The sequence below is a fragment of the Desulfobaculum sp. genome (genome assembly GCF_054921475.1).
On record NZ_JBUDSW010000335.1, the window covers coordinates 1 to 3,195 of the forward strand.

4 protein-coding genes are annotated in these 3,195 nt (G+C 58.2%); all 4 read left to right on the top strand.

The genetic code is table 11. The features are described from left to right. Positions 1-71 precede the first annotated feature (71 nt). Positions 72-443 (top strand): 30S ribosomal protein S12, encoded by a 372-nt coding sequence (rpsL, locus tag ACY69P_RS15490; RefSeq protein ID WP_404843199.1) that lies wholly within the window; start codon positions 72-74, stop codon positions 441-443. A gap of 17 nt (positions 444-460) precedes the next feature. Then, positions 461-931, top strand: a complete 471-nt coding sequence (rpsG, locus tag ACY69P_RS15495; protein WP_404843198.1) for a 30S ribosomal protein S7 — start codon at positions 461-463, stop codon at positions 929-931. A gap of 15 nt (positions 932-946) precedes the next feature. After that, entirely contained in the window at positions 947-3,016 is a 2,070-nt protein-coding gene (fusA, locus tag ACY69P_RS15500; protein ID WP_459901369.1) for an elongation factor G, read from the top strand. 13 nt (positions 3,017-3,029) lie between these two features. Further along, on the top strand, positions 3,030-3,195 hold a 166-nt coding region (locus ACY69P_RS15505; RefSeq protein WP_462328128.1), incomplete at its 3' end, for a GTP-binding protein.

The window sequence follows — 3,195 nt, forward strand, 5'->3', positions numbered from 1 at the left end:
GGAGGACCGGGTGGGCGCGACATATAACGCAAAACCCGAACCCGGGACCCAAAATACGACGGAGGAACTGAATGCCTACCATTAACCAACTTGTCCGCGGTGCTCGTAAGAAGCGCACGAAGAGCAAGAAGACTCCTGCTCTTCAGGCTTGCCCTCAGCGCCGTGGCGTGTGTACCCGCGTGTACACCACTACCCCGAAGAAACCGAACTCCGCTCTGCGTAAGGTTGCCCGTGTGCGCCTGACCAACGGTATTGAGGTGTCTTCTTACATTCCTGGTGAGGGCCACAACCTGCAGGAACACTCTGTGGTGCTTATCCGCGGCGGTCGTGTCAAAGACTTGCCCGGTGTGCGTTACCACATTGTCCGTGGCTCCCTCGATACGGCCGGTGTTGCTGACCGTCGACAGGGCCGTTCCAAATACGGCGCCAAGCGACCGAAGTAAGCTGGGAGAATTAAGTAATGCCGAGAAAAGGTCCCGTACCAAAAAGAGAAATTCTGCCTGATCCGAAGTTCAACAGCGTGCTTGCTTCCAGGTTTATCAATCGCCTGATGCGCGACGGTAAGCGTAGCATTGCTGAGAAGGTTTTCTACTCCGCTCTCGACACCCTTGCCGAGAAGTCCGGTGAAGAGCCGATCAAGGCGTTTGAAAAGGCTCTGGACAACGTGAAGCCGCAGCTGGAAGTCAAGTCCCGCCGTGTTGGTGGCGCGACCTACCAGGTGCCGATGGAAGTCCGCCCCGACCGTCAGGTCGCGCTGGCTATCCGCTGGCTCATCACCTACGCCCGCTCCCGTGGCGAGAAGGGCATGACCGCCCGCCTCACCAACGAACTGCTGGATGCTTACGGCAACCGCGGTGGCGCAGTGAAGAAGAAAGAAGATACCCACCGCATGGCCGAAGCCAACAAGGCTTTTGCCCATTACCGCTGGTAGTATTGGAGTAAGAAAGTGGCACGCAAAGTCCCCATCAAAAAACAGAGAAACATCGGTATCATGGCCCACATCGACGCGGGCAAAACCACGACTACCGAACGTATTCTCTTTTACACTGGTGTTTCCCACAAGATCGGCGAGACCCATGATGGCGAGTCCACGATGGACTGGATGGAGCAGGAGCAGGAGCGAGGCATCACCATTACCTCCGCTGCGACCACCTGTTTCTGGAAGGAACATCGTATCAACATCATTGATACTCCCGGCCACGTTGACTTCACCATGGAAGTTGAGCGCGCACTGCGCGTGCTTGACGGCGCTGTGGCTGTGTTCGACGCCGTTTCCGGTGTTGAGCCCCAGTCCGAGACGGTGTGGCGTCAGGCTGACCGCTACAACGTCCCCCGCATCGCCTTCGTCAACAAGATGGACCGCATCGGCGCTGACTTCTTCCGTTGCGTCGAGATGCTGAAGGATCGCCTTGGTGCCAAGGCTGTTCCGCTGCAGCTGCCCATCGGCAACGAAGACCAGTTCCGTGGAATGGTCGACCTCATCACCGGTCAGGCTATGCTGTTTGACGACGAGACCCGCGGCGCTGAATTCGCCGTTGAGCCCGTCCCTGCCGATCTGCAGGAACAGTACGAGACCCTGCGCACCGAGATGATCGAAGCCATCGCGGAAGAAGACGAAGCCCTGATGGACAAATACCTCAACGGCGAAGAGCTGACTGAGGAAGAGATCATCAACGGCATTCGCGTCGCCACCACGAACATGGCCATTGCGCCGGTTCTGTGCGGCACCGCGTTCAAGAACAAGGGCGTTCAGCCTCTGCTCGACGCTGTCGTGAACTTCCTGCCTTCTCCGCTCGACATCGAGCAGATGGTTGGTCACGCTCCCGGCACCGAAGACGAGATCGAGTGCCCCTGTGACGATGACAAGCCCCTCGCCGCTCTGGCGTTCAAGCTTGCCACCGACCCCTACGTTGGTCACCTGACCTTCCTGCGACTCTACTCCGGTACCATCGAGTCCGGTATGACCGTCATCAACGCCGACACCGGCAAGAAGGAACGCATTGGTCGTCTCCTGAAGATGCACGCCAACGATCGCGAGGAAATCAAGTGGGCTGGCGCTGGCGACATCGTCGCTGCTGTTGGCCTGAAGACCGTGTCCACCGGTGACACGCTCTGTGAGCCCGGCAAGGCTGTTGTGCTCGAGTCCCTGGAGATTCCGGATCCGGTTATCCAGGTTGCCATCGAGCCCAAGTCCAAGGGCGACCGCGACTCCCTGTCCGAAGCACTCGTCAAGCTCGCCAAGGAAGATCCGTCTTTCCAGGTGTCCTCCGACGACGAAACCGGACAGACCCTCATCGCCGGTATGGGCGAGCTGCACCTTGAAATTATCGTTGACCGCCTCCTGCGCGAGTTCAACGTTAACGCCAACGTGGGCGCCCCCCGCGTTGCATACCGCGAAACCATCACCAAGGCTGCGAAGGTGGACCACAAGTACGCCAAGCAGAGTGGTGGTCGCGGACAGTACGGCCACGTTGTCATCGAGGTCGAGCCGAATCCCGAACAGGGATACGAGTTCACCAACGCCATCACTGGCGGTGTCATTCCCAAGGAATACATCCCCTCGGTTGACAAAGGCATTCAGGACGCTCTGAAGAACGGCATCATGGCCGGTTACCCGGTTGTGGACGTGAAGGTGAAACTTGTTTTCGGTTCCTTCCACGAAGTCGACTCTTCCGAGCAGGCGTTCTACATCGCCGGTTCCATGGCCATTAAGGAAGCTGCAAAGCAGGCCTCCATGGCTCTGCTGGAGCCCATCATGGCAGTGGAAGTCGTCACCCCCGAGGAATACCTCGGCGACGTGATGGGCGATCTCAACTCCCGCCGCGGCAAGGTGTCCAGCATGGACTCCCGCGCCAATGCCCAGGTCGTTTCGGCCATGGTGCCGCTGAGCGAGATGTTTGGTTACGCCACCGACCTGCGTTCCAACACGCAGGGCCGTGCCAACTTCACCATGCAGTTCGACCACTACGAGAAAGTGCCGAACAGCGTGGCTGAAGAAATCATGAAGAAGAACTAGGGAGTAGTCAGTCATGGCTAAAGCTAAATTTGAGCGCAAAAAGCCTCATGTAAATATCGGTACCGTTGGCCACATTGACCACGGTAAGACCACTCTGACCGCCGCCATCACCAAGGGCTCCGCTCTGCTGCGCGGTGGTGACTTTGTCGCTTTCGACGAAATCGACAAGGCTCCTGAGG